This window comes from Methanomassiliicoccales archaeon, assembly GCA_038850735.1.
In the GTDB taxonomy this organism is placed as follows: domain Archaea; phylum Thermoplasmatota; class Thermoplasmata; order Methanomassiliicoccales; family JACIVX01; genus JACIVX01.
Map to the genome: position 1 here is coordinate 1 of JAWCLO010000005.1, position 25,754 is coordinate 25,754.

20 protein-coding genes and 2 tRNA genes are annotated in these 25,754 nt (G+C 45.0%); 6 read left to right on the forward strand and 16 right to left on the reverse strand.

Going from position 1 to position 25,754, the window contains the following annotated elements:
• Positions 1 to 191: 191 nt before the first annotated feature.
• On the forward strand, positions 192 to 1,403 hold the full coding sequence (locus tag QW087_04150) for a DUF1015 domain-containing protein (protein MEM2943913.1): 1,212 nt from the start codon (positions 192 to 194) through the stop codon (positions 1,401 to 1,403).
• 235 nt (positions 1,404 to 1,638) lie between these two features.
• On the opposite strand, the gene QW087_04155 is transcribed toward QW087_04150, so the two are convergent.
• Together QW087_04155 and QW087_04160 are read right to left on the reverse strand one after the other, a co-directional pair.
• On the reverse strand, positions 1,639 to 2,538 hold the full coding sequence (locus tag QW087_04155; protein MEM2943914.1) for an NAD-binding protein: 900 nt from the start codon (positions 2,536 to 2,538) through the stop codon (positions 1,639 to 1,641).
• A gap of 96 nt (positions 2,539 to 2,634) precedes the next feature.
• Positions 2,635 to 2,730 (reverse strand) — tRNA-Thr (locus QW087_04160).
• 87 nt (positions 2,731 to 2,817) lie between these two features.
• On the opposite strand from QW087_04160, the gene rqcH reads away from it, so the two are divergent.
• Positions 2,818 to 4,737, forward strand: a complete 1,920-nt coding sequence (gene rqcH / locus QW087_04165) for a ribosome rescue protein RqcH (GenBank protein ID MEM2943915.1) — start codon at positions 2,818 to 2,820, stop codon at positions 4,735 to 4,737.
• Positions 4,738 to 4,740: 3 nt separating this feature from the next.
• Here rqcH and QW087_04170 read toward each other — a convergent pair.
• From QW087_04170 to QW087_04200, 7 genes are all read right to left on the reverse strand, one after another.
• Positions 4,741 to 4,814 (reverse strand) — tRNA-Arg (locus tag QW087_04170).
• Between the two features lie 45 nt (positions 4,815 to 4,859).
• Complete coding sequence (locus QW087_04175) at positions 4,860 to 5,714, reverse strand: ABC transporter permease (protein MEM2943916.1); 855 nt, start codon at positions 5,712 to 5,714, stop codon at positions 4,860 to 4,862.
• Positions 5,705 to 6,520 carry an ABC transporter permease gene (locus tag QW087_04180; GenBank protein ID MEM2943917.1) on the reverse strand — a complete coding sequence of 272 codons (816 nt, stop codon included), beginning with the start codon at positions 6,518 to 6,520 and terminating at the stop codon, positions 5,705 to 5,707. Before QW087_04180 ends, QW087_04175 begins: the two co-directional genes overlap by 10 nt.
• A complete protein-coding gene (locus tag QW087_04185) occupies positions 6,517 to 7,482 on the reverse strand; it encodes an ABC transporter ATP-binding protein (GenBank protein ID MEM2943918.1) in 966 nt (321 codons plus the stop codon). Before QW087_04185 ends, QW087_04180 begins: the two co-directional genes overlap by 4 nt.
• 42 nt (positions 7,483 to 7,524) lie before the next feature.
• The gene (locus QW087_04190) at positions 7,525 to 7,716 is read right to left on the reverse strand and encodes a 30S ribosomal protein S17e (protein ID MEM2943919.1); all 192 of its coding nucleotides are present in this window, start codon (positions 7,714 to 7,716) and stop codon (positions 7,525 to 7,527) included.
• A 34-nt stretch (positions 7,717 to 7,750) separates the two neighbouring features.
• Complete coding sequence (gene thyX, locus QW087_04195; protein ID MEM2943920.1) at positions 7,751 to 8,431, reverse strand: FAD-dependent thymidylate synthase; 681 nt, start codon at positions 8,429 to 8,431, stop codon at positions 7,751 to 7,753.
• A 61-nt stretch (positions 8,432 to 8,492) separates the two neighbouring features.
• Positions 8,493 to 9,215 (reverse strand): TraB/GumN family protein, encoded by a 723-nt coding sequence (locus QW087_04200; protein ID MEM2943921.1) that lies wholly within the window; start codon positions 9,213 to 9,215, stop codon positions 8,493 to 8,495.
• 60 nt (positions 9,216 to 9,275) lie between these two features.
• On the opposite strand from QW087_04200, the gene QW087_04205 reads away from it, so the two are divergent.
• Positions 9,276 to 9,947, forward strand: coding sequence for an HAD-IB family phosphatase (locus tag QW087_04205; protein MEM2943922.1), 672 nt, complete (start codon positions 9,276 to 9,278; stop codon positions 9,945 to 9,947).
• Here the strand turns inward: QW087_04205 and QW087_04210 are convergent.
• The 4 genes from QW087_04210 to QW087_04225 are packed head-to-tail and all read right to left on the reverse strand — an operon-like array spanning position 9,935 to position 12,730.
• Positions 9,935 to 10,588, reverse strand: a complete 654-nt coding sequence (locus QW087_04210) for a protein-L-isoaspartate O-methyltransferase (protein ID MEM2943923.1) — start codon at positions 10,586 to 10,588, stop codon at positions 9,935 to 9,937. The genes QW087_04205 and QW087_04210 overlap by 13 nt on opposite strands.
• Positions 10,589 to 10,600: 12 nt before the next feature.
• Positions 10,601 to 11,194: an HVO_0476 family zinc finger protein gene (locus QW087_04215; protein MEM2943924.1), complete on the reverse strand. Its 594-nt coding sequence runs from the start codon at positions 11,192 to 11,194 to the stop codon at positions 10,601 to 10,603.
• A gap of 46 nt (positions 11,195 to 11,240) precedes the next feature.
• The gene (locus QW087_04220) at positions 11,241 to 11,816 is read right to left on the reverse strand and encodes an MBL fold metallo-hydrolase (protein MEM2943925.1); all 576 of its coding nucleotides are present in this window, start codon (positions 11,814 to 11,816) and stop codon (positions 11,241 to 11,243) included.
• Complete coding sequence (locus QW087_04225; protein ID MEM2943926.1) at positions 11,813 to 12,730, reverse strand: rhomboid family intramembrane serine protease; 918 nt, start codon at positions 12,728 to 12,730, stop codon at positions 11,813 to 11,815. Before QW087_04225 ends, QW087_04220 begins: the two co-directional genes overlap by 4 nt.
• A 151-nt stretch (positions 12,731 to 12,881) precedes the next feature.
• On the opposite strand from QW087_04225, the gene QW087_04230 reads away from it, so the two are divergent.
• On the forward strand, positions 12,882 to 13,457 hold the full coding sequence (locus QW087_04230; GenBank protein MEM2943927.1) for a methyltransferase: 576 nt from the start codon (positions 12,882 to 12,884) through the stop codon (positions 13,455 to 13,457).
• Positions 13,458 to 13,461: 4 nt separating this feature from the next.
• On the opposite strand, the gene gatE is transcribed toward QW087_04230, so the two are convergent.
• The 3 genes from gatE to QW087_04245 form a co-directional block, all read right to left on the reverse strand.
• Positions 13,462 to 15,324 (reverse strand): Glu-tRNA(Gln) amidotransferase subunit GatE, encoded by a 1,863-nt coding sequence (gene gatE / locus QW087_04235; protein ID MEM2943928.1) that lies wholly within the window; start codon positions 15,322 to 15,324, stop codon positions 13,462 to 13,464.
• Positions 15,317 to 16,615 carry a Glu-tRNA(Gln) amidotransferase subunit GatD gene (gene gatD, locus QW087_04240; protein MEM2943929.1) on the reverse strand — a complete coding sequence of 433 codons (1,299 nt, stop codon included), beginning with the start codon at positions 16,613 to 16,615 and terminating at the stop codon, positions 15,317 to 15,319. Before gatD ends, gatE begins: the two co-directional genes overlap by 8 nt.
• A 110-nt stretch (positions 16,616 to 16,725) precedes the next feature.
• On the reverse strand, positions 16,726 to 23,085 hold the full coding sequence (locus QW087_04245) for a right-handed parallel beta-helix repeat-containing protein (GenBank protein ID MEM2943930.1): 6,360 nt from the start codon (positions 23,083 to 23,085) through the stop codon (positions 16,726 to 16,728).
• A 404-nt stretch (positions 23,086 to 23,489) separates the two neighbouring features.
• On the opposite strand from QW087_04245, the gene hypB reads away from it, so the two are divergent.
• Together hypB and purD are read left to right on the forward strand one after the other, a co-directional pair.
• Positions 23,490 to 24,146 (forward strand): hydrogenase nickel incorporation protein HypB, encoded by a 657-nt coding sequence (gene hypB / locus QW087_04250; GenBank protein ID MEM2943931.1) that lies wholly within the window; start codon positions 23,490 to 23,492, stop codon positions 24,144 to 24,146.
• Positions 24,147 to 24,395: 249 nt separating this feature from the next.
• Complete coding sequence (gene purD / locus QW087_04255; GenBank protein MEM2943932.1) at positions 24,396 to 25,724, forward strand: phosphoribosylamine--glycine ligase; 1,329 nt, start codon at positions 24,396 to 24,398, stop codon at positions 25,722 to 25,724.
• The last annotated feature ends 30 nt before the right edge of the window (positions 25,725 to 25,754 follow it).

The window sequence follows — 25,754 nt, forward strand, 5'->3', positions numbered from 1 at the left end:
GTCGAGACATCTACAACATTCCACTTCACAGTAATTTTTCGTCATTTCCCTCAAATGATCCTTAAAAGGTCATGTTGAAAAAAAAAGTCATGGTACTAGTTACTTGGCTGGAAAACCAAGCGCATTGTGCTGATGAAAGGATAGAAAGTATATTGAATTCCATAATCATTCCCCAAATTCCCGGTGTGTCCATGGTTACCTTTCGGCCATTCAAAGGATACTTGCCAAATATTGATCCGACTGAATCCATATGCGATAGGGTTTCCCCTCCTTATGACGTAATTGACGAAAGATTAAGAATCGATTTGCAAAAGAAACCACTAAATATCGCGAGGATCACGCTTGGTAACAATAATGATAACTATGCTTTCGCACGCCAAGAACTTGATCGCTGGCTTGTGGATAAGAAAATCATAGAAGATAAACTGGATTCTTTTTATTTGTATAAGCAGACATTTGACTATAACGGAAAAAAGGTCTGTAGGAAAGGCATTGTCGGATTATTAAGACTCGAGGATTATGCAACTGGGAACATTCTACCTCACGAAGAAACTGCATTGAGAGTGAAGGAGGATCGCTTTGCTTTGCTCAAAGTCACAGAAGCCCACCTAGAATCCATACTCGGCGTTTACGGTGGTGACATTTCATTAGTGAATCGTGCTGAAGCGGTTGCTGAGACTATATGGAAATTTAATGATAGTGAGGGAGTTGAGCACACATTTATGAGAATAAGTGATTGCCTTGCAATAAAGGATATCAGACAGAATTTTGACGGCAAGAAGATTCTCATTGCTGATGGACACCATAGATACGAGACTGCTCTTCGATACGCTCGCGAATGCGATAGCGAAGAGAGCAAGTACATACTCGCTACACTTGTAAGTTCAAATGATCAGGGAATGGTAGTTTTTCCAACTCATCGATTGATTTTTGGGGTAGGAGCAAACACATCAGAACTACTGGCTTCATTGAAACCAAAATTTGAAATCACATTGGTAGACGATGCATCTAATCTCAAGAAGCGTGTTCTTCGATCGGAGGATCGTTGCATAGGGCTCATTTTACGCGATGGGAATTTGGCGGTTTTAAAACCAAAAAATCTGCCAACAGACAGTCCGTTATGGGACATCGATGCATATGTGTTTCAAGAATATGTACTTAAGACTTTTGAAAAACTATCCTCATCTAGTGGCATCAAGATCGAATACGAACACGATATCGAAGCTATTATCAGAGATGCAAAAGAAAAAGGATTTGATGTCGCAGCAATTCTAAAGCCTCCAACGCTGCAGCAGATCTGGAAGGTGGCGGAGAAGAATTGCAGAATGCCAAAAAAGACTACTTATTTTTGGCCAAAAATTTGGTCAGGTTTAGTAATTTACTTGATGAGAAACAAGTCTTGATAAGGATTTCCCAGCCAGGCCGTGAAAGAAACTTGCGATCATAACTTGGCAGTAGATTTGGAGGATTGCGCTTGAAACTCAATCGATATATGAAGAAACGAGAAGTTTGGACAAACAATCAAAGCTAAATCTTCATTGAATACGTTTTCAGATTCGTCATTATTAGTCACGGAATACAAGCATGGATACGACTAGCTGTTAAAGATACTGAGACGATGATCATAGAACGGTCAATTTAGTCAAGGCCAAGTTTAACTTGACATGTCATATCCAGTGTCTTCTGTAGTTCAATAAATCTTTCGGGATTCTTCTTGAATGCCTCAGCACATTCTTCGCTACAGAAGTAAAAATTCTTCCCTCCATATTGTGCCACTCTAGACACCTTTGTTGGATCAATCTCCGCTCCACAGACTGGATCTAGTTCGATACGTCTCGCTTTACTTACCATGATCCGAGCCCCCAATTCATGACAATGCACAACTTCATCCGCACCTGCTCTCCTTAACTTCAAGGTGTTTCGAGTGTCCTCAACTTCCGCTACCACATGCAGATTTGGATTGAGCATCTTAGCGGTCAGGACAACCATTACATTAGTCATATCAGACATTGTTGCTAGAAGTGCCCTAGCTTCCTGGATATTTGCCCTAGTTAAAACCTCTTCATAAATTGCATCGCCCTCGATAACTGGTATTCCTTCTTCAACTAGAGAAGACACTTTTTCCTTGTTCTTTTCAATCACTATGTATTCTTCACCCCTTGCACCAAGCTGATCTGCAATTTGCTTACCAACGTGACCATATCCACACACAATGAAGTGATTTTTCATTTTCGTTCGCCTCTCTGGCAAACCAAGCTCCTCTCTGATACCTTTACTTATAACTGTATCGAATAAAGATTGAAGGGCAACAATACCCGCTCCAATTCCTCCCACCATAACAATTGAGGCAATTATTCTACTCGGGCCAGTCGTTGGAACAAGGTCCCCATATCCGACCGTCGTCATGGTCACTAAGGTAAAATAGAGCGCCTCCGCAGGATTATGAACAGTTGGCTCGTAAAAAGTAAAACCAATTGTACCAATGAATAAGACTGCAATAAGCCCATAGAGGGAATAAAGCAGTCGACGGCGTTTCAGATGTTGCCCCCCTTAGTTATAGCTGCATAAAACAGAGATTGAAGGATATTTAATTCTTACACAAGCCCACATGCAAGCTCCTCAATAACTAGCGAATGGAGCCACTGGAGGGATTCGAACCCTCGACCTACGCCTTACCAAGGCGTCGCTATTTGGCGGCGCTCTTCTACGCTACCGCTAAGCCACAGTGGCTTCAAGCCCTTCAATCAGGTCGACCTTCATAAAACTTTCCAAAAGCGAGCGCAACATTTTATCACACAAGCGCATATGGCTGCGATGATGAAAGAGGAATTAAGCACCTTTGACATCCTGGCCTTAGTCGTCGAGCTGCAGTCAGTTAAGGGAGGTTATATCGATAAAATATTTCACTGGGATAATAACAACTTTCTATTTCGGTTCAACGTTCCGGGGACAGGTAAAAAGGAAATAGTTTTATCAGAAGTTCGCTGGATTTATCTTGCAGGCGAAAGGCCAGAGCTTCCAGATACACCTACTCAGCTCGCTATGATGATGAGAAGACACCTCTCTGGTGGCCGGGTAACTTCTATATTCCAGAGAGACTTCGATCGTATCATTGTCATTGAAATTCAAAAAGAGAAAAAATATAGACTGATCTTCGAGCTCTTCAGGGATGGTAATCTCATAATCGCGGACGAGGAAAAGATCCTCATCGCTTTATACTCGAGAAGATGGAAGCACCGCGAGATTAGGCCCGGTATCGATTATAAGTTTCCGCCTGAGAGATTCAATCCATTAGAGGCCGACTTTGATAAGTTTGTTAAGCTGATGGTGGCATCCAAATCCGATGCCGTAAGGACGCTAGCTACAATGATAAACCTTGGAGGCCAGTATGCAGAAGAGGTTTGCACCCGAGCCGGTATCGATAAGAGCGCCAAGCCTTCCTCGATGAATGAAGATGAATTGAAAAGGATTTACGGCCAAATGCGAGAATTGATCGACGCTGTCCGACTTCAGCCCGACCCCGTGGTTATTTATGACGGAGAAGCACCAGTAGATGTTACCCCGATAAGATTGCTGATTTATTCAAACCTCAAAACTGAAAGACATGAATCGTTTTCTCTAGCGCTCGATCGATTCCTCAAGACAAAAAAAGACATTTCTTCTCCAGCGATTGATGGAGAATTCCAAAGACTTGAGAGACAATTGGATCAGCAGCGCCAGTCGGTCTTGGAATTGGAAAAAAAGGCGAATGAATTTATTCAGAAAGCGGAAATGCTTTACATGAATTATCAATACGTAAATAATGTCCTTTCGTTGCTCAAGGAAAAGTCTTCTAAAATGAAATGGGATGAGATTTCTACATTTGCCAGATCTTTGCCGAACGTAAAGTCAATTGATCCTGCGACCCACACCATCGAAATAAACGTTGATGAAATAGCTGTCAAGTTGGATTATCTCAAGACGCTGGAGGAAAACGCAAATTATATGTATCAAGAAGCGAAAAAAATGAGAGACAAGATCGAAGGCGCGAAAGTGGCTTTGGCAGAGACAGAAAAACTTATTGCTGAGCGCAAGTCAAAAACAGGCGAATTGGCAGCGGAAAAAAAGAAAAGAAAAACTAAAGATTTCTGGTTTGAAAGATACAAGTGGTTCTTTACTTCCGAGGGAAAATTAGTGATTGCTGGCAGGGACGCGAGGACAAATGAGCAACTGGTGAAGAAACACATGACGCCAGCAGATAGGTATGTCCATGCTGACATTCACGGAGCGCCCAGTGTTGTAATTAAAGAGGGAGCGCATGCGACTGATGATGAAATGAGAGAAGCGGGCATTTTTGCCGTTTCACATTCCAAAGCGTGGAAAGCAGGAGTTGGCGAGGGTAGTGCATATTGGGTATTGCCAGATCAAGTATCGAAAACTCCCGAAGCTGGCGAATTTGTTCCCAGGGGCGCTTTCATTATCCGGGGCAAGAGAAACTACATGCAACATCTTCCAGTTGAACTCGCTGTTGGCGAAATCATATACGAAGGCGAAAGAAAAGTCATGTGTGCGCCCCGCACAGCCATGGAGAAGCAAGCGGAAAGATTCGTCGTCATAGCACCTGGGAGCATAAGCAGGGATCGCTTTTCCGCAGCGATGTCGGACATTTTAGAAGTGCCAGAAGAAGAAGTCTCAAGAATACTCCCCCCTGGCAACATCTCGATTGTTGAGAGAAAAAATTTGGAAATTGATATATGAGAGTGCCCGAGCCGGAATTCGAATCCGGGTCTGGAGGTCCGCAGCCTCCTAGGATATCCAAGCTACCCCACTCGGGCATCTTTTTCTCGGTATATCCCTCCACCCTTTAATTCCCTTTCTGCTCAATAGGTCGTAGTCATATCAATCCTGCCCTTCTTCCGCGCAACGTAATCAGCATATCTAAAAATCAGATTTGACAAAGACAAGAAGAATAAGAAGGATACAAAAAGCAAGATAAGAATTTCCAGTTCCGAAAAACCGGACAATCCACTTATCATTGCAGTCTCGGGGACAAGGGATCTCCTCAGAATTTCAAGCCAGTACGTAAGAGGTATGGCAAGTGCGACAGACTGCCCCCACGAAGGTAAAACCGTTAAAGGAAAGATGACCCCACAAAATAGATAGAAAACACCGGCAACACCTTCATTTATCCCTGCTCCGTGCCTAGCTGTTATAAGAGAGATACCTGCAAGTGCGATACCAATTGTGCAGATACACAGCAAACCTACGAAAATAGCTAGCAGAAGCATGGGCCAATTAATTTCGTGAAAACTTATAGGCAATCCGAGCACCAAAATCCCAAAGGCCAGAGTTATAAGGATAGCCACGGTCGTTGTAACGATCTTTGTCACGCCCCGACCGATCAAATACGCCTTGAAATTCACTGGGGCGATGTAGATATGCCTCAGCGTCTGATAGTGCTCCCTATCCTCATGAATCACCCAAGTTATTCCCATTAAAACTTGCGCAACATACATGTAAAATGCATTCCCGATGAACATGTACGAAAAAAGAGCAGGCTCAGCGCTTGTTGACTTGAGAACGATAAGATACATGAAGACCAGGATCAAGGTTGCCATTATTGGTCTTATGATAGAGTAAATAATGAAAACAATCGGATTTGTCCAATTGGATTCCATTTCCCATCCTAGCCAAGCAGCCCATTTAATCGTCCTCATATTTTCAATCATTGCCATCGGAGTGTCAGCCTCCCCTCCCTTTTGCTGAGGTTCTCCATGAAGTCAAGCGCGATCTTTGCGCCGATGATGAAAGCGATTGTTAGCACACAAAGTATGGCAATTTCAATGTCGATCGAAAGAAATCCCATGGTATCCTGACCATTGAAAATTAGTTGCCGCATCGCATCGAGTCCGATCGTAATTGGAATGATTGATGCAAGGGCTGCAACCCAAAACCCCAAGACCCTTACAGGAAAATAGAAACCAGAAACCAAGTAAATTGGCTCTTGGAAAATGCTAGAGAGGTGCCACACCCCTCTGCCGTAGAGCAAATATAGAGACGAGAACATCGCACCCATGCCATATAGGGCGACAAGCGTGAGAAAGAAAACGGCGACGAGTTTCATTGGCGAAATTATTTCTATTTCGACATTGAAGACAACGAATCCGAGAGCCAGAGTAGAAATTGCTCGGAGAGTTGTGGAAAACATCCCTCCCAGTGCCATACCAGCGAGAACAGACATTCGAGACATTGGCGCAGCAAGATAAAGTTGGAGATTTCCCACTTCCTTCTCCCAATAAAACTGGGCAGCCATGCTCCACAAAACGTTGATCCAGTACGCTGTCATCGCTCCTCCCAGAATCACGAAACCGATGAACACTGATGGAGCGCCCAAAGCTTTGTAGTAGAATACGAAGGCCGCAATCCCAAGGAGTGGCAGAAATATGTCGAAGAACAACCAACTCGGTTCCCTGAGAGACCCAACGATTCTAGGGTAGGCTCTTCCAATGATCGCGCGAAGATTCAGACGCCAATCAATCATTCTAAACCTCTTCCAACGAGCCTAATAAAAACATCTTCAAGGGTTGGCTCAGTTTTTTGAAAGGATAATACTCGAGCCCCATTTTCCGCAAGTCTCTGAATAACTTCTGCAAGGACGCCTTCGTCCTCCGCAACCACTTTTACCCTTTGGTGATTCTCAACAACCTCGCCGCTCACTCCTCTCACACCATTGACGTTCTTGATCGATTCAAAATCGATAACATTCGCTAGTTCTACGGTGAACACTGCATCTTTGTAAATCTGCTTTTTTAGATTGATTGGCGTGTCGCAAGCGAGGATGCGCCCTCGGTCAATGATCGCAACACGATCGCATAGCTCCTCAGCTTCCATCATATAATGAGTTGTAATAAGCGCAGTCTTTCCACGTTGTCCCTTGACCCATTTTCTTATATATTCTCTTATCGTCCTGCTGGAATTGACATCGAGCCCCAGAGTAGGCTCATCAAGAAAAATTAGATCCGGATCTGTTACGAAGCCCCGCGCAACATTCATTCTCTGTCGCTGGCCAGTAGAAATCGTCCTCACCTTTGCATTCGCCTTTTCAGCAAGAGAGAAAGCATCGAGCAGTTTATCAATCCTTTTTCTGGCTATATTTCCCGGCACACCGTAAAACTGCGAAAACATCCACAGGTTTTCTTTAACTGTCAATAGCCCATATCCTGAAACCTCTCCTCCTGATACCATGTTGATTCGTCGCCTAATCTCGTCGGCTTCTTTATCAACATCGTGTCCCAGCACGAAAGCTTTTCCTGAGGTGGGAAGCAAGAGAGTCGCAAGTATCTTGATCAACGTTGTCTTACCAGCACCATTCGGACCAAGCAGTCCGAATAGCTCCCCTTCTCTTACCTCGAGATCAATCTTATCTAGTGCTATAATCTCGTGTTCCGAAGCAACTTTCTTAAATTTGCGAGTAAGAGATCTACATTCAATAGCATTATTCATTATCGGCCGAGAGAAGATAGTGAATAGAGAAAAATCTATCGCTCACTTTGCAATTTGTTGCCAGTAGCGAGTCACGTACCCTGCGACCCTATTGCGAATAGTCGGAGAGTAAACATCGGTGAGCTTTTCAACGAGCTCTTTGTTGTGCTCGAAATCGTCATTGAATGCTTTTGGATACTTCTTCACAAGCTCCAGCGCTACCCTCTTGATATATGTAGGTCTTATTTTTCCCATGGCCACACCGGTGGCAATCGGTTAAGCCCTAGGGTTATTTAAGTCTTTTCAACTCCTCCCTCCGTGGCTTACCACAACTGAACTGCCCTTCGGGACAAGGGCCTCTGACGCATGGTGGTCCCGCGTTCTCAAAGATCACGGGGGAGACCTTCTTCACCTCCGCGAGCATTCTATCAGCGACTTCTCTTATTTCCCATTGGGCCCTGTTGCAGCATCTGAGCGAAAAGAAATGAAATAGTTCCCTTGCGTTCATTGTGACAGTAATATTCGTCGTACACGCATTAGGAAGTACGTATCTTGCATCTTCCACATCCACCTTGTCACACAATTCCGAATAGATCTTCCATATCTCATCCATGAGATTCCTGAATTTCTTGTTCAAATCCGTATCTGCAATAATGCTCGGCGGGATCACGTAATCTGCTTGCTTCATAGAAACATATCTTTGGCTTTGCTGAGAGTATGATGCGATTCTATGCCTAACGAGCTGATGAGTTAGCGCCCTCGACACGCCCTCAAGGCTGAATGTGTAATAAGCGTGTTCAATGACTGAGTGGTGGCCCATGCCCACGACCTTTGGGATGATCTTGTTCGGAGTCGCTTCAGCCATTGTTTCCAACAAGTCACTTGCTGGTCTCTCTGAATAGCATGATTGGGCAGCCGCTGCGCACAATTTTTCCGCGTCTTTCGTGTAAGAAAGGAGTTTAACCTTCATCAGCTCTCTCAACCTATTGGTTCAAATGCATTGAAGAGAATATATTTTTTCAGATGTTTTTTTAGAGATTGTACTCAGAAGATACAAATTGAACCGTCGCTTCGGCATTGCTTTCGGTCAATAACCTACTACCTTTTGATGACCAATCACGTAGATCGCTAAGTCTAAATACCTTGATGTCGACCCGACCGAGGTGTTTTTTGATGCCATTAATATGCCCCTCTCCAATGACTGCAACTACACTTCCATATCGAGCATCAGCCCTCTCGATCCTTTCCGCCATAATCCTGTCACGGTCATCGATCAGAATTTTTTTCAGCGTTGGCAGTTCCCTTGCAAGGTAATTGAAGTATTCTTCTTCGCTCTCTTGGAATTTCTCGAGTTCTTTCTCAATTCTACCCTTCGCGACAAAAATCCCTGTTATTGCCGAAAACATAAGGGTGATTTTCTCTTTTACCGGCATCTCCCGCCAAAGCTTCTGGAACACCATCGTGGCATCCTCATCTATGAATTCTACACTTGCACCGATGTCTTTGGCCGCCTCGATGGCGGCGATCATCTCACCACCAACCTCTCCACCGAATTCCTTGGCCATTCGCTTCTGAACCTCTGCGAGAATTCGGTATGTTATCGGGACTGCGCGAGTCGCCTCGGGATTTCGAAGTGATTCAAATCTATATGGGTCTAATTCCACACAGACTGCTGCTGGTCTTTCATGAAGAATGATCTTTCGGACCTGTGCGGCAATATCGAATACGTGCCCAACGCCGACTAGTACAATCATCGATTGTCTCATCGCGGCAAGATTTTAATAACCTTTTCATACTCGTCGTAAATTCTGGAAATGAATCCTAGAAAAGTATTCGACATCGTGGCTTTCGACATGGACGGAGTGCTCGTAGATTACCCAAGCTCATGGACGTGGATCCACAAGCATTTCGGAGTTGAGAACGAAACCGCGCTTCAAGCCTATCTAAGAGATGAGATCGATGATCTTGAATTCATGAAGAGAGATATCGCGTTATGGAAAGATCGCATAGAAAGGCTGAGCATCGATGAGCTCCGAGACATCCTATCCCAAATTCCGCTATCTCGCGGCATTATGGAAACTGTGATGACACTTAAAGAGAGAGGTATCAAAACTGTCATCGTTAGCGGTGGCTTGGACATTGTCGCAGAAAGACTCAAGAATGAGTTTGGGTTCGACGACTATATTGCCAATGGAGTGAAATGCGATGAAAATGGTTTTCTTACTGGGGAGGGAATTTTGAGGGTAAAGCTAAAAAACAAGAACCACGCACTTGAGTCGATTCTCGAGAAATTTGCGGTGAGTAGGAGAAGAGCTGTTTGTATTGGTAATAGTTCTGTCGATGTGTCAATGTTTAGGGGGTGCGGTCTCTCGATTGCTTTCAATCCTGTTGATGATGTTGTTGCCAGGAATGCTCACCTCACCATCGTATCGAAGGATCTCCGTTCTATTTTACCTTATATCATCGATGTTCATTATTCGCTGTAGCCATACTTTCCAATCAGCGGAACAAATACGCAGCCACCAAGATTCTGCTGGAGGAAGTCGTCTCCTTTTCTTACCACAAGAATTAGATCCTGATACCAATGACCTCCTACCGGTACTAGCAATCTGCCTCCATCAGAGAGTTGCCTTTTCAGCGGTTCTGGAACGGAGGGGGCGGCTGCCGTGACACAGATCCTATCGTACGGGGCATATTGCTCGAGACCCTCAGATCCATCGCCAAGTATAACGGTAACAACATCTTCATATCCTGCCAGTGCCAAATTCTTCCTCGCTTTTTCGGCCAGCGACTCAATTCTTTCAATTGTATAAATATGGCCATTAGGTCTTACAAGTTCTCCCATAAGGGCTGCATGGTATCCAGATCCAGCGCCGACCTCTAGAATTCTCATGCCCGATTGGATATCGAGGATCTCAAGCATAATTGCGACCATGTGAGGTGCAGATATAGTCTGGCCTTCACCAATTGATAAAGGGGTATCGTAATAAGCGCTACGTCTAATGTCTTCAGGAACGAAAAGATGACGTGGAACTTTCATCATGGCCGTGATGACCTCAGGCTTCGTGAGATAGCCCTTATCGACTAGGATCTGTACCATCCTCTTTCTATCAGATTCATAATCCATGTCGCCAACACCTCAGGCATTCGTTGTCCTGACAATTTTCGCATAAATCCTGACAACATCTTGGGCTTGGCAGCTACCCTCATGCATCAGTTTGTTCCTTGTTTTGATGCTATGCACCACAACATCGAATTTTCCAACTCTAAAGATGTCCCCGACGAAAAATTCCTCATCGGGCGGGACTTCTAACTCAGCAGGTATTGTTCGGCTACCCTTGTTAATGGAAATCTTCACCCTTACTCTGTCGAACTTCTTCGCCCAAATTGTGTCAATTTCTCTTGCAACTGCCTCCTTCATTCGCCTCTCGTGGCTCTCAATCGAAGTTACAATCACCTGGGAATCCCCTATCAACAATTCATCGCCGATCGCGATGAGTTCATCAGGACCAAGTTCGATTTCCTCTTTTCTTGATTTTCCTAGGTTGCTGATGATAATTGGAACTTTGACCGGTTTCATTTCCACATATGATGTGTTGTGAATGGTCCCACATTTCCTGCACTGGACCGTTGCCTCAAGGCTTTCTCTCTTCCCACCAATTCTTCCGCTTAACACTTCGTGCAAAGTATTTGCTCCGCAATTCGGACATTCTATATAGATGGTACTAGGCATCGTCATTTCTATCGTATTGATCAATTCAGAATACTTCAAGTTATACTTATCGGTCGATAGGAAATGGTCGATCGTGACCAGGTACGACTACATTTGCAAATTCTACAATGCGCTTCATGCTGTGCAGGGATAGAGAATAATCATAGTTTATACCCGGCGGAATCCATCTGATATAATTATCCCTTGTAGGCAATGCATCGCCCGTAATTGCAGTCTTCGAAGATGCATTGACAAATACGCTGGCACTACCCGGGGTATGTCCTGGGGTATGCACGATTTCTACAGATGGCGAGAGTTTATGGTTTTCATCAATTACCCTGTAATGCGACGGTGGGTTTTCGGCAACATGCGCTATGAATTGGGCGTTCACAAAGAGATCGTTGTTTGAGCAGTGATCGTGATGCAGGTGTGTGATGACAACTACATCAATCTCGTCACATCTGATGCCAAGTTCTTTCAATCTTGCGAGAATCTTCTCACGATATTCGCGGCTGCTTGTATCAACGACGATCTTGAAATTGCCGTCTTCGATAAGAGTGGAAGTCGAGTGGGCTTCCAATATACATCCACATTCTTTTCTGATCGCGCCTTCGGCGAGAACGGTGACCGTGATATCACTCATTCGATCTTCACTTCAAAACCGCATGAATTGCATCGAATTTTATTCTTTTGAAGCGACATCTCCGATCCGCATCTTGTGCACCTAGCTTTCCTCGCAAAATACTCGAGCCATGCCTTTCTCACGTCATCGAATCTCTCTTTTTTTATTATTGAAAGAGCGCGCATTAGCTCTTCCGTCGTTGCCAATTCTTCCAGCGACTCAATTGATTGCGTGCTATGAAGCGCTTTTCCTATGGCCGATTCCTCTGCTTTCCTAACAGTTCCTGCCAGAATTGACGCGAGCAAGGCCCCGCCGAGAAATCCGCCGATGTGCGCCATGTATGCAACTGGCCCTGTGTCAACAAATGCCATCGCGAGTTGAATCGCAAACCAAGAACCCACAGAAAGCCACACAGGAACCTTTGGTAAGAATAGGGGGCCCAAAAACATAGGAATCTCGTCCCTAGGATATAGATAAATAAGAGCTCCCATTGCTCCAGAGATTGCACCGGAAGCTCCGATAATAAGCACGGCCGAATTCCATTGAGCCAGAGATTCAGCAAGTACACCTACGATCCCTGAGAAAAGATAAACAAGAAGAAAACGAGGCTTTCCTATTCTAGATTCGAGATGCCCTCCGATGAAAAACAAAAAGAGCATATTAAAGAAAATGTGGGCAATAGTTGAGTGGACGAACATCTGAGTGAAGAGAGTGTATAAATTTTCCATATTTGTCAAGTATGCGGGTCTAAATCCGAGCTCCAACTGCACAGGAGACACGATAAAAAAACCAAATCTCTCTAACGATAAGATCGTGAAGAAAAAAACAATAAGGTTTCCGAGAACTAGCGAATTTGTCAGACTGGATCTTTTTGTAAGCCCGAAAATAATGAAAAAAATGATGGCGATTATCGATAATAGAGACATATAATTCATTGGGTCCGCACCTCTTGGGTGTAGCAAGATGCAGCATTATTTTTGTTTTGCGGGCAAATTTTGAAAGAGAAGAATTATGACGAATTTTGTAAATAAGAAAATGAACCTAAGTCTGTAGAAGAGACGATAAAATGCATTTTAAGGTGAACTCTTGCAAATATTGAAACATATTATAATAAGGGAATGCCCCGGTGTCTATCCACCAAGGGAGGATACGTTTCTGCTTATCAAAGCCATCGAGGTCACGCCTGGCGAAAGACTTTTGGAAATGGGCTGCGGTACCGGTATCGTTTCAATTCATTGTGCTGTTGCTGGTGCGGTTGTCACTGCAGTGGATATTGATAAGAAGGCGATTGAGTGTACAAAAAGAAATGCCAAATGCAATGATGTTCAGATCGATGCCGTTCATTCTGATCTGTTCTCGTCGACCAAGGGCTGCTTCGACACGATTATTTTCAACCCGCCCTACATCCCCGCCAACGATGATGCGGACGGATCTGTCGCCTGGAACGGCGGCGAATGTGGAACCGTTGTATTAGCACGGTTCCTGCGAGAAGCCCCTAGGTTTCTTTCGGAAAAGGGTCGAATCATCGTCGTAGTCTCTTCGCTCATGAACGAAAATGAATTAAAGAAAATACTCAGCGACTTCAAAGTCGAGAGAATCGCCGAGATGCACTTGTTCTTTGAGACCATTTCGGTACTGCAACTGCGCCCCATTCTGCATTAGAATCTCATGAATTCATTACTTTCTCTACAGCTTTCCTTACCAGTTCGCTTGCGATCTTTCCGTCGATTTTACCGCGCAGCTGTGCCATTACCTCTCCCATCAACGGGCCAATTGCTCCATGTCCTTTTCTCTTCACGAATTCACTGTTCGCTTCCACGAGGCTTTCTATTATAGCCATTGCTTCTTCGTTCGACATTGCTCTTAAACCGAGTTCCTCTATAGCCTGATCAAGAGTACGTCCCTTCGCAATCGTTAGCAAGATGTTGGGTAACGCTTCCTTTGCAAATCTGTTCTGATGCAACGCTCGAAAGACCTGTTTGAAGATGTCGTCGCTCAGCGAAGTAATGTTCGCTCCTTCCTTTTCAAGCTCGGGAAGCGTATTAAGAAATGTTCTCGCTACTACGTTAGCCATTCCGTACGCCAAAACAATCTCCTCAAATATCTCCTCATATCCTTCTCTCACCAGCTGCTCTGCTTGCTGTTCGTGAATCCGATACTGCAAAACAAACCTCTTGATCTTCGATGCTGGGAGTTCTGGTAAACTATTTCGAATACGATTGAGCCGCGATGCCTCGATTACGATCGGTCTAACATCAGTCTCGGGATACATCCTAGCGGCTCCAGGTAGCGGTCTGCTGTAAGAGCTCGTACCATCATCCAACGGATCCCTTGTTTCTTCCGGCACGCCTATCAATGCATACTGGGCCCTAGCAGCAACTGCCTCTAGTATTTTCTCTGCCCTTTGAGGTATATCAACACTGATGACGAATGCATCGTCTTCATTCAACCCCAAGACGGAGCGAATTTTCAGGACGGCCGCATCATCTATGCCATAATCGGGCAATTCATCCGAATGAAAAATACCGTCCGCCCCTCTTGACCTTGCATGCTGAGCGAGCTCGGCTCCGAGTCGCAATCGACCGTCCGCGCTTTTTAACACCCCTGCGTAACCCCTTAGAGGGAGTACGAGAGCCCTGCCGCCGGATGATATCGATGAGCGAATAATCTTCGAATTCGTTCGGCTGAGGATTTCCGTGCAATCGTAGAGTTTCAGTTCGACCTTCGGAGGGGAGCGGGATACAAGCATATCGCGGATCTCAAGGAGCATTTTCTGCCTTTCAATCTCCTTAGACACATAGATAGGCAACATCCTGAGTTCCTGTACCCCCTTTATTTCTACTCTTGCGCCACCTGGAATTGAAATATTAAGGTCCTCCCTTATCGTTCCTATGCCCCTCTTGACTCGCTTGGTCGCCCTCAGCAAAGATCCAATTTTCTGCGCAGCTAATTTAACCTCCTCTGGCGAGTGAAGCTCTGGGCCAGTGGCAATTTCGATAAGAGGGATTCCCAGCCTATCCAATCGATATACCACTTCGCCTTCTCCTGACTTGATTTTCCTAGCTGCATCTTCTTCGAGACAAATCGTCGGGATTGTTATTCTCCTTTCTCCAATTTCGATAAAACCATTGAGTGCAATGAGAGCTGTTCTTTGAAACCCAGTAGTGTTCGACCCATCGATCACGATTTTCCTCATGAAATGAATTTCATCAACCGGCCTTGCGTTGAGAAGAAAAGAAACAGTAAGGGCGATGTCAACGGCATCGCTATTCGCATCATGCGGAGGCTCCTCATCAGCTTCAACAAGGCAAGACACGTCCGGAGGAAGCTGATAATGAAATTTCATATGCTTCTCAGCCTCAGCAAGAGCGGCTCGATCAATCTCCCCGAGTTCACTTTGTGATGGCCTCAAACGTCGCACGATCTCTTTTCCTTCTTCATCCACAAGACGAGATTTGCATGAACAGAAGAGCTTGTTAGTCTCGAGTTGCTGATGGATTTCCAGCCCTATTGTTGCCTGCTCAACCACTGAGTTCCCTCCTTTGGCAGATTTCACCCCGGAGATTCTTCTGCATCATTGCGGAGACTTCATCGTCAGACGAAGCGTTTGCGAGTACCCACATGAGCTTGACAAAGGCAGTTTCAGGAAGCATGTCTTCGCCGGGTATAACACCCGCAGCGAGAAGGTCCCGTCCAGTATCGTAGACATTCAGGTTTACCCTACCGTAAAGGCACTGCGATGTTATCACGATCTTCGTGCCGGACTTGATTGCCTTCGCTATCGATTTGATCATGTCCGAGGAAACGTGTCCTAAACCAGAGCCAGCAATAACGACACCTTTGTGACCAGTCAGAATTGATTCAAATTTCGAGGAGCTCATGCCTGGATAGAAATAGAGCAACGCGACCTCCTTTTCCATTTCAGGCCTCAGGACTACGCCTTCTGAGTTCTTTTTGTTGTAAGAGGTGAGATAATCGATACCACCGTCAAAATAAACCCTCGCTATCGGAGAATCATTGATACTTTTGAAGGCATCACGTCTGCTCGCATGCATTTTCCTCACCTTGACACCCCGATGAACAAGGGCGGAGACGTCTGATGGCGATTCGTGCATGAGCACGCATATCTCGGCGATGTCCGATTCAATTATCACACGCGCTGATGCAATTAGATTGGTGTATGCATCGGACGATGGTCGATCTGATGATCGCTGAGCTCCTACAAGAACGACTGGCCGGGGTAGCTTCTCAAACATGAACGAAAGTGCTGCAGCCGTAAACCCCATCGTATCTGTCCCATGAGGAATTATGCACCCCTCATATCCACTCCTTAGCTTGTCTGCTACAGCCTCTGCAAGCGCTCGCCATTTATCTACGTCAATATTCTCGCTGTAAATTGAGAATAGTACTTGAGCGTCTATGTTGCAGATTTCTGTGATTTCGGGTACGGCATTCATGAGTTCCTCCGCTGTCACGGCTGGATGAACGCCGCCTGTCCTATAATCAACGTAGCTCGCTATCGTTCCACCAGTGCCGATGACGGCGACGCTCTTCTTTTCGTTGCGACATATTTTTTTGATGATTTTTTTTCCCCTCTCAATCCCCTTCTTTAAAGAAACCACCCTTGCATCATTGGAAATCCTAACGCCAATATTGTATCCATTTTTCAGCTTTATTATAAGCGTCTCCGGATTACTGAAATCGTGATGGGGCATCAGTATCCCTTCGTATACGCGCCCTTCGATCTCGATTCTGATCTCGTCCCCCTCCTCAGCGCCCGCACGAAATAAAATGTCCCTTATGAATTGAGAATGCGTCATCAACAATCCTCGCAATAAATAGCCTCTGCCTTTAACTAGTTTATGAAGTCAGAAAAAAATGCAGCGAAATAAAAAATGAGGAATGAAAGAAAAGGAAAAGGGTTTTGGATTTAGGGTTTTGTACTCATGCCAAAAACGGCGATGAATACTATGAGCATGCAGATCAGTAGATACGCTATCCCAATCATTGGATCATACTGTATCGGTTCTTTAACAGGTAGCTGAACGATGACCTCCATCGAGTCCGTGAGTTCCACCGTTTCAACAACGTAGCCCTTATCGAAGGAAGCGTTGATCGTATAGGTCCTCGCTGCGCTCAGACCCGCGCTGGTTTGTATATATCCAATAAGGCAAACGCTGAATATGCCGTTTTCATCCGTCGGACCTTCTGCAACCGCTTGTCCATCTGCATCGTAGATTACGATCCATACTCCACTCATAGGCTGACCATTCTCGTCAAGTGCCTTCACAGTTAATCGATAGTTGATTGTAAGAACCGAGTCATCAAGTACCTTAGCTCCCTTGGATCCAAATGTAACCTCTGAAACGCATGCACTCGATCCTCCAACGAGGTAGAGATCAAAGTCTCCTGCTTCGAGAACGGTGTTCGTGATCTGCGCCTCAGATGATCCGAGGAAGATCGCGTCGTCTACGACTTCGATGTATGCATCGCTAACCGTGATCGATGACTTGGAAGCGTAGATACCGTCATACACGAATATCGGCAAGGTGATGTTGTAGAGCGTACCGAAATCATCGTAATACGGTAGTACAAGTGTCGTTGACTTTATTTCATCGCTGAATGCAAGCGTTGAGTCAGCTACATATACTGCGTAAGTCAGCAGACCGTAGACATTGCTACTCGCCGTTACCGTTGAGTTGATCGCATAAATACCTATGTGCTCCATCTGAGCCGAAGCGATCATCTCTGGTGTCAATACCCATTCGCCGAACAGCGGAACTTCTTCTCCACCTATGAACGCAGGCGCATAGGTCGCCATGATGTCAACGAGAGTTGAATAGCCTATCTGGTTGTCCTCTACCGTGACACTGCTGTCCTTGACGTAGATTTCGACCATGTTGAACATTAGAATGTTGTCGTGCAAGGAGCCTGTAGCACGCAGCACATAGATGCCTGCTCTGTAGTTACCTATGATCACGTTGTCTATAACGTTCGCTAGGTTAGCGCCAACTGCGTATATTCCGCGGTTGTTCATTGAGATGAGGCAGTCCATAATCGTTGGAGCTGCGTTCTCTCCCTCGATGTAAATGCCGTCCATGCCGTTGTACACGATGATCGTTCCGGAAATATTCGGAGAGCAGTTGTCAATGTGAATACCGTTTCTCCAGTTATCTGCAACAACGCTTGCCCTTATGTTTGCATCGGAGCTTGGTGCGAGATACAGTTCGACAGCACCTATCACTTGGCTCGTCTCCATCTCAAGGGCGCCATACACTTCAAAGCGGAAGTGATAGCCGTCGGGCAATGGACCTTCCCACCACCACCAAGAGCTTATGGCAGACATCACGGCAATCAGCTTCCCGCCTTCTTCGACGGTTAGCTGCGGGACGCCGTCGTCCCAGTCTTCCGAGAAGTACATCCAGACGTTGTCGAGTGTAAGCACGCCACCGCTAACAACTGTTACGTCTCCACCAACATAGACATCATTGTTGCGAGCCTCGGAAACACTATCAATAATCCACTCAACCAGACCCCATGCAAATATTCCCTCGTCGCTGTTGTCAGCATAAATTCCATTGTAAATCGTTGCGTAGCAGTCATAGAGATAGAGACCATAGCCCATGTTCTCGCAGATCGTGTTGTTGCCAACAACTATTGCATAACAGTACTCTAGATACAACCCGTCGCCGCCGTTCTGGCAGATCGCATTTTCCTCAACTACCACGTCGTAGGCTTCGTAAACATAGGCACCATAGTAGAGATTGTCGTTAATTGTGTTTTCCCTGATGACAAGCTTCTCAGCATAATAAATCTCAATGCCCACTCCATTGCCGGTGATGACATTTGATTCAATGGTTACATTGTAACTCTCGTAGGCCGCTATGCCGTATGTGTCTCCGCCCTCGATGCCGTTGTTAATCAGCAGGTTGCCAGATACTAGAATATTCGAAGAATACTCTATTACGACGCCGTCAGCGCATCCGTCGACAGTATTCCCAGTGACTTCAATTTCGTCGCACCCCTCAACGTAAATTCCATAAGCATAGATTCCACCATAGATCTCATTGCTTGAAACAACTCCTTTGCAGTTCCACAGGTAGATTCCATAGTCACCTGCTGATGTGATGACGTTATTGGTTATCGTCGCATTGCAGCCTTCGGCGTCTATTGCGTCGTAAGCAAACTCGATCGTGTTCTCATTTACTATTAGGGAGAGGAATCCAGGTACATAAGTCCAGTAGTAATTATTGTACATATACAACTCAGAATAGGCGTAGATTCCCCAGTTGTATGCGTAATAAGGATCTTCTGCAAATGCGATCTTGTTTGAGGATATTTCAACAGCCATGCTCGGGTAAGTCGCTTCGCCGGTCCAATAACCGTTTGATGCATACAGGTACCTATAATCATACAAGGATATCCCACTGGCTTCTATAGCTGCTTCATCGGATGAGATCTCATTGCTAGCTATGGATATACCAATTGATCCGCTGATTGCTGCGGAAGATTGCAATAGATCATAAATGAATTGATCAAGTTGCGAGTACAACTCGACATCTATTCCGTACCAGTAGAACCCATTGATAATGTTATTCCGTATCTCTTGGGTCACATCAACTTCGAGCATCGAGGTGCCGTAACCGGAATATAGATCCAGCTCCGCTTCAATACCATACAGGATCGACCCTACTATTTGATTTTCTGCAATTGTAAGCTTTGATTCAATCTGGGTGCGCGGAGCTCCGCTGAAGTCATAATTATATGTCCATGCCTCATAATCATCATATGTGTATATGCCAGTATTAATAACGGAGCCCTCGGAGATCGTAATTGCATTGCATATGATCGATGTTTCCAGACTTGCATCCGACACGGAATCCTTACCAGATGCGTAGATATAGTTCTCCGCCCCGATCACGAATCCATCGACCCATTCATATGAGCTCGAGAAATTGATCGTATTCTCGGCTATTGAAACCATGTCAGTTGCCTCAAGAGCTGCGTGTGCGAAGGGGCTCATGTAGTTGTACGCGTATAATTCCGTGTGAATTGAGATACCTCTCCACCACTCGTAACCAAATGCTGTCGATGCGATGGTGTTGTTGTTAATATTCATGGCGTACATCATTGAAATGCAAGAAGAGACCTCCATTTCGTATACCGGATAGTATTGGCTGAAGTCAGAATATGCAGTGATATAGGCATCTATGCCGATATAATTTGCACCGATCTCGTTGTTCGAAATAGAAATGCTTGCGTCTACTGTCTGGCTTCCGAACTGATTGTAATTGCCTACTTCAAGATCTAAACCAATGCCACCATCAGCATTTTCCACGAGGTTTCTCTCGATCACAACATCTGCTACCAGAGATCCGTTTCCACGGCCGTACTCCATAGCCTGCTCGATGCTCACGTAAATGGCATACGACTCAATTGTCAGACAATCTTCTGACATCATTTCATTATCCACAACTGTGAAGCTGATCTCGGAGCTGATCGCACTGTCAGAATCGGCATTGTTAGCAAAAGCATAGAAGATCAAATCCACACAACCATAGAACGGTGTCTCCAGCGGTGCCACGAGCTCGTTTTCGTTAACGACCACTGACGAGCTTATCTGGGCGCTTCCTCCGTTATTAGTATAGATCTCATGATAGACAGAAATGCCGCCGGTGCCTGTACTTTCTATCGAGTTTCCGGTCACTGCAACACAAATATCCACATTCGCACTCTCATACTCTATATCGAACTCATAGTATAGTCCAATCATTGACATCATAGGCCCTTGCAACGGCAACGATCCGCCAATGATGAGCATGTATCCAAAGGTTGGGCTACCCGTGAAGCTGTTTCCGGCGACGACGTCTTCTACAGTTATATTCCAATTGGAGTCCGTCGTCCAGAGATATGTCATTGCTGCCATTCCGCCACTATTTATCCCTTTGTTGTCCGACAGAGTGCGAGTGGCACTGTATTCAACAAACTCGTTATGTCCATCCTCATCTTCTGCTCCATTGCGGACTATGGCCGACCATCCAACCTCCTCGAATGTGTTCGATGTTATTTCGATGCGATCTTCACCGCCCCAAAGCGCATTTGATAAGAATCCAATTGCATAAACCATAATGTTAGAGAATGTGGAATCTGTAATCGTCGCGCTGATCGTGCCGTTCTCTGCAATTGCGCCGATGGCCACTGGGTAAGAAGTATATCCAATAGCTAGATGATCAGCCGCGAGGTTGGACACGCTAAGCGCTATGTCACCATTGTCACATAGGAACAGCAACCCGAACCCGACATAGTGAGAAATCGTCGTATTGGCTATCGAGACTTCGACACCGCTTTCTGCTGCTACATACATGCCATAATATGCGAATGTTTCCCTTGTTAGGTATATGCTCTTGTAGTCAGCATCGTAGACATTCGGAATCCAAACGTAATTCAGCAAAATCGCATCTGAGCCGATTTTCAATCCGTAATCATATGAGATATAATTGATATTCAGCGCATCCATGTTAGCATAATTGAATTGTATGTCACCATTGGAGTATAGAATAGCCTGGAAGACATTTCCGAGATACCACGGATCAATCGATCTGCTCATCATGTACCATTGTATGATGATCTTATCTTCGCCAACGATTTTGTAACTCATATAAGGATAGTTTGTATAGTAGTAATTATCCTGGCATGGAACGATCAAATTTGCAGAGCCGTAATACATATTGAATGGTGGTGTGTATGGATAAGGTGAACCTACAGAGATGTATCCTCCGCGGTAAACATACAAAGTTGTGTAGGTATTGGTCCCAAATGGAAATGCAAATGGCAATGTGATTACCATCAAGCTCCCCATTGTATATGCATCTGGATTTATGATAGCATATTCATAGTCTATTTCTTTGGGATAATACCAAGAAAACTGGTTTGCCTCTTCGCCGTTCATCGATACTTCATCAATATTCGCTGAAACGCTTCCCTCTGCCACAATCGATGCAACCATGTACTTGTTGGCAATGAGGTCAGTGTTCGCAATATCCAATGTTATATCGCCCGCCGCGTTCAAATCAAGACCGACTGCGCCACCTATTATAACGACATCATTGATAATCGCTTCAAGATCGCCACCATTCGCTTCCGCGACTACTCCAAGTGCCCAGTCACCATTTGTAATGCTAGAAGATGCCAAAGCCAACATTATATCGCCGGGCCAAGAGTTCACAACGATCCCATATCCCTGATTATTCACTAAAACCAAGCCTGAAGCGTCCAATCTTGCATCGCCGTCATCGGCATATACTGCAAGACCTGCATTGTTCTCTGTCAGATTTGAGTCGGTTATCGAGAGTGATGCGCTCAGCCCTTCTACTTGAACGCCTGCTTCCGCATTGAAAATGGCCTCGATAGAAGTGGCAACAACTTCAGCGTTCCCATTGGCGGCGTATATTATAATTCCGTGTAAGCCGCAACTATCGAGCATCACTGCTTCTAAGGCAGCTACAATGTCTCCATTTGCCGAATACAGGATGATACCAGAATTGAGATACGCATCGCTCACTGCAGTATCTGAGATCTCTGCTTCAATCCACCCAGATGCTTGAACGACAATCCCCGACCCCCATGTTTCACTTACATTACAGTTTGAAAGCGCGAATGTCACATTTCCGCTGATCGCGGTAATTGATATTCCATTGCCTATTCCCCAAATCCAACCGCGAATATCCGTTATCTGCAACCCAGAAAACGCAGCTTCAATATCTCCAACTGTAGATTTCCAGTATATCCCGAAAACATCGCAGTGCCGAATAACTGTGTCGGTAACAGAAGCGCTTCCATCCTGGATTTCGATGGCAACAACTGCATATTCAATGATCGCATTAGTGATTGCAACGTTTCCACCCTCTTGCACCACAATTCCATACCAATAAACATCTGTCACATTGGTTGTAAATGTGATCGGCTTGTCAGGAGTTCCCGTTGCAACCAGACTGCCATCAACCACTAAGACCTCAAATGGATCTACCATCACTGTTACATTTGGTTCTATTGTTAATGTTACACCGCTATGGATCGTAATAGTTGTATTCAAGATGTATGGGCTCCCAGTTTCATCCCACGTTGTATCCACCGTGATATCCTCGGAAACATACTCTGCGCTTGCATTACCACTGCTCAAAAGCAAGAACAGTGCAAAAAGAAACGCTAGCACCCCAAGATAAACCAACGTTCTCTTTCCTAGAACGTGGCCTATGCCAGGCTCACGCTCATTTTCATTGTCTGAATTCATAGTTTACACCCCAATTACTGACCAAATCCTTCCTCCCTGTTTTGAAAGGATTTGTATGTAGTATTGGAGTCTCTTTATTTAAAGATTGTCGGGTATATTTTGTATCCTGGAACATAAAAACCGAACACGTTGTCGGGAATGACCGAGGATATACTCATGGTTGATGCGAAAAAGCAATTTCCCTCTAATCTAATCTCTTTATATTTTTGATGTTCCATTCCATAACGAACAAAGCAATTACTAGATACTCCAAACTACTGAGGCGTCAACCAATTATTCGGGTTTTTCTCGAAAATTGATAAACTTTTCGATAACCAATGTTGATATGTAATTGCCTCATATTGAAATTCTAATGGTGTCAGTGAAAGAAAAGATAGTTATTATACGGGAGCCGTATTTAGCCTGTGCATAAGACAAGTGATATCTCATTGGAATTCGACGTGTTGCGGGAAAACAAAAAGATTGCGGAAAAAAATCACTCGATTTTGAGAGAAAGAGGGATAAAATCAGTAGATATTATGGGATCGATCGGCTCGGGAAAGACGGCGCTTATAGAAAGAATAGCCTCTGAGATGATAAATAAAGGCTTGCGGCCGGCTGCTGTCGCTGGCGACGTGACTGGGCAGGATGACTACGAAAGATTTACATCCATCGGAATTCCGTCGGTGAATATCAATACAGGGAAAGAATGCCATCTCGACGCTCACTTAGTGAGCCACGCGCTTGAGCAATTGGATCTTGATTCTATCGATTTTCTTTTTATAGAGAATGTTGGCAATCTCGTATGCCCTGCAGATTTCCCACTGGGAACCGATAAGAGACTTGTGCTGATATCCGTGACTGAAGGTGATGACATGGTGAGGAAACATCCGATGATATTCTCGATCGCAGACATTGCCGCTCTAAACAAAATAGACCTTGTTCCTTACCTTGACATCGACCCAGAGCGCATTGCAAGTGATTACAGAAAAATTACAAAGAACAAGTCTATGCATATGATTAGTGTCAAGAGGGGTGATGGGATACCTCAACTGGCAAAAGATATGGGAATCGAAATTTAAATGATTTTGAGCTTTCGCAAGGCAGTACGTGATTGGTAGATCACTTTACTGACGTTTTTACCCCATACTGCGCTTTTCAGAATATTTGACTGATAATGTATCGAATTTGCGATCCGACTGTATCGCTTGTCCATGACTGTAATTTCCTCTGTTCACCATTCTAAAGATTGCCAACCGTGCATTTTCATCCAAATAAGATTTTGAACAATTTTATAAGTGCCCATGTTGATTCTGCAGATGTGATCTGAAATGAAAGTTCTCACGGTAGGAGGGGGAGGAAGGGAACACGCAATCGTGAGCGCTCTTGTAGATGGCGGCGCGGAGATCTATGCGGCAATGAGTAACAAAAACCCAGGAATCAGCCGCGTCTGCAAGGAATTTCGCCTTATTAGAGAAGTAGATTTCGAAACGATAACTGAGTTTGCAGTAGATGCGGGAGTTGAAATAGCTGTAATCGGTCCTGAGGCGCCATTGGAGATAGGGCTTGTTGATGCACTTTCTCGCCAGGGTATAGCTTGCGTAGGACCAAATAAAGCGGCAGCAAGGATCGAGACTTCAAAGAGATTCATGAGGGACCTTTTGAAAAAGTACAACATACCTGGTAATGTGAAATATGAAGCATTTGATGACTTTGAAGCTGCAAAGAGATTTGCGATTGATTTTGATGGACAATTAGCAGTAAAACCAGTAGGACTGACTGGGGGAAAAGGTGTTAAAATCGAAGGGGAGCATCTCAGAGATAAGAATGAGGTGGTAGGATATATCAGGGAGATTTTCGAAAGGCGTATCGGCGGCGCAGGCGTTGTACTTGAGGAAAAATTGGAGGGTGAAGAGTTCACTTTGCAGTCATTTGTAGATGGGAGAACTGTAGTGCCCATGCCACTTGTCCAAGATCATAAACGAGCCTACGAGGGCGATATTGGGCCAAATACGGGGGGTATGGGATCATACTCAGCAGAGAACCATCTTCTGCCCTTCATGACTAATGACGATTTTGAAAAGGCCATGGAAATAATGAGAAAGGTGGTCAGTGCCATGAGGGGGGAGGGTTGTCCATATGTCGGATTTTTGTATGGACAGTTCATGCTCACAGCGGACGGCCCAAAGATCATTGAATTCAACGCTCGGCTGGGTGATCCCGAGGCCATGAATGTCCTCCCTCTATTGAAAAGTAACTTCGTCGATGTGTGTTCCGCCATTGCTGACTGGAATTTATCCGGGGCAGACGTCGAGTTTGAGCGCAAGGCCACCGTGTGTAAGTATGTTGTACCAGAAGGATATGGCACAAAGTCGAGGAGCGGGTTAAGGATATGGGTTGATGAAGAGGCCGTCAAAAAAGAGGGGGCTCGTCTCTTTTACGCTTCGGTGAACGAAGACTCCGGTGTAATCACGACAACGTCGTCGAGAGCGGTAGCAGTGGTGGGAATTGATGACAATCTCGACATGGCAGAGGCGCAATGCGAGCGCGGACTTAAGCACATAGGAGGCGAGGCTATTTACGTGAGGCACGATATCGGCAAGCAAGAACTGATTCAAAAGAGGGTTGAACACATGAATAGACTCCGTTGTCAGAAGTAATTTTATTTACGCAACCCACCATATTCTCGT

What these genes read in the sequence shown, in the direction of transcription:
- rqcH (MEM2943915.1), top strand. Translation starts at nt 2,818, where the DNA reads ATGAAAGAGGAATTAAGCACCTTTGACATCCTGGCCTTAGTCGTCGAG.
- QW087_04175 (MEM2943916.1), bottom strand. Translation starts at nt 5,714, where the DNA reads ATGGCAATGATTGAAAATATGAGGACGATTAAATGGGCTGCTTGGCTA.
- QW087_04220 (MEM2943925.1), bottom strand. Translation starts at nt 11,816, where the DNA reads ATGAGTGATATCACGGTCACCGTTCTCGCCGAAGGCGCGATCAGAAAA.
- QW087_04190 (MEM2943919.1), bottom strand. Translation starts at nt 7,716, where the DNA reads ATGGGAAAAATAAGACCTACATATATCAAGAGGGTAGCGCTGGAGCTT.
- QW087_04185 (MEM2943918.1), bottom strand. Translation starts at nt 7,482, where the DNA reads ATGAATAATGCTATTGAATGTAGATCTCTTACTCGCAAATTTAAGAAA.
- thyX (MEM2943920.1), bottom strand. Translation starts at nt 8,431, where the DNA reads ATGAAGGTTAAACTCCTTTCTTACACGAAAGACGCGGAAAAATTGTGC.
- QW087_04205 (MEM2943922.1), top strand. Translation starts at nt 9,276, where the DNA reads ATGAATCCTAGAAAAGTATTCGACATCGTGGCTTTCGACATGGACGGA.
- purD (MEM2943932.1), top strand. Translation starts at nt 24,396, where the DNA reads ATGAAAGTTCTCACGGTAGGAGGGGGAGGAAGGGAACACGCAATCGTG.
- gatD (MEM2943929.1), bottom strand. Translation starts at nt 16,615, where the DNA reads ATGACGCATTCTCAATTCATAAGGGACATTTTATTTCGTGCGGGCGCT.
- QW087_04210 (MEM2943923.1), bottom strand. Translation starts at nt 10,588, where the DNA reads ATGGATTATGAATCTGATAGAAAGAGGATGGTACAGATCCTAGTCGAT.
- QW087_04225 (MEM2943926.1), bottom strand. Translation starts at nt 12,730, where the DNA reads ATGAATTATATGTCTCTATTATCGATAATCGCCATCATTTTTTTCATT.
- QW087_04245 (MEM2943930.1), bottom strand. Translation starts at nt 23,085, where the DNA reads ATGAATTCAGACAATGAAAATGAGCGTGAGCCTGGCATAGGCCACGTT.
- QW087_04200 (MEM2943921.1), bottom strand. Translation starts at nt 9,215, where the DNA reads ATGATTGTACTAGTCGGCGTTGGGCACGTATTCGATATTGCCGCACAG.
- QW087_04150 (MEM2943913.1), top strand. Translation starts at nt 192, where the DNA reads ATGGTTACCTTTCGGCCATTCAAAGGATACTTGCCAAATATTGATCCG.
- QW087_04180 (MEM2943917.1), bottom strand. Translation starts at nt 6,520, where the DNA reads ATGATTGATTGGCGTCTGAATCTTCGCGCGATCATTGGAAGAGCCTAC.
- QW087_04215 (MEM2943924.1), bottom strand. Translation starts at nt 11,194, where the DNA reads ATGCCTAGTACCATCTATATAGAATGTCCGAATTGCGGAGCAAATACT.